The sequence below is a fragment of the Bifidobacterium sp. UBA744 genome (assembly GCA_002298605.1).
Classification (GTDB): domain Bacteria; phylum Actinomycetota; class Actinomycetes; order Actinomycetales; family Bifidobacteriaceae; genus Bifidobacterium.
The window spans coordinates 1-915 of record DBKS01000021.1 but is presented as its reverse complement, the minus strand read 5'-3'; the positions used below and the strand labels follow the sequence as shown (position 1 = coordinate 915).

Below are 915 nucleotides of genomic sequence, written 5' to 3'. Positions count from 1 at the left end.
CTGCAGGGCCCGGCCGTCTTCCTCGCCTCCGATGCCTCCGACTTCGTCAACGGCCTCGTGCTCTATGTCGACGGCGGCATTCTCGCCTATATCGGCAAGCAGCCGCAATGATCCCCGCTGATCGTCCGATGACACTGATCCCAACGAAAGGAATAGCAAAACACGATGCGTATCGCTTTGATCAATGAGAACTCGCAGAACTCGAAGAACGACCTGATCTTCGACGCCCTGAAGAAGGTCGTCGAGCCCAAGGGCTTCGAGGTCGACAACTACGGCATGTACTCCGCCGAGGGCTCGGCCCCGCTGACCTACGTGCAGAACGGCATCCTCGCCGCGGCCCTGCTCAACACCAAGGCCGCCGACTTCGTGGTGACCGGCTGCGGCACCGGCGAAGGCGCCATGCTGGCCCTCAACTCGTTCCCCGGCGTGATCTGCGGGCATGTGGAGGATGCGCTTGACGCCTACACCTTCGCCCAGATCAACGACGGCAATGCGATGGCCATCCCCTTCGCGCTGAAGAACGGCTGGGGCCAGGAGCTCAACCTCAAGTACATCTTCGAGCAGATGTGGCTTGAGGAGCCGGGCTCCGGTTACCCGAAGGAGCGCGTCGTCCCCGAGCAGCGCAACAAGAAGATCCTCGACGGCGTCCGCGCCGCCGCCTACCGCCCGCTGGTCGACATCTACAAGGACCTCGATCCCGAACTGGTCAGGGGAGCCTTTGCCGGCGAGCACTTCAAGGAGCTGTTCACCGCCCATGCTGAGGAAGGCGACATCAAGGACTACGTCCTGAGCCTCATCTGATGCTTCCTTGACGCTTCCAACGCCGGCCGGCCGTTTTATGCGGTCGGCCGGCGTCGTTGTCGGAAGGCTGGCGGGCGCGTGGATTGCCGGGGATTACAGGTCGTTGACGATGCG

The 915-nt window shown here is 62.7% G+C and carries 1 protein-coding gene and 1 pseudogene; both read left to right on the top strand.

Annotated elements, in window-relative coordinates; all coding sequences use genetic code 11:
* Positions 1–111, top strand: a pseudogene (locus B2994_RS02155) (gluconate 5-dehydrogenase); the annotation flags it as partial.
* A gap of 54 nt (positions 112–165) precedes the next feature.
* Positions 166–801: an RpiB/LacA/LacB family sugar-phosphate isomerase gene (locus B2994_RS02150; RefSeq protein ID WP_291526760.1), complete on the top strand. Its 636-nt coding sequence runs from the start codon at positions 166–168 to the stop codon at positions 799–801.
* Positions 802–915 lie beyond the last annotated feature (114 nt).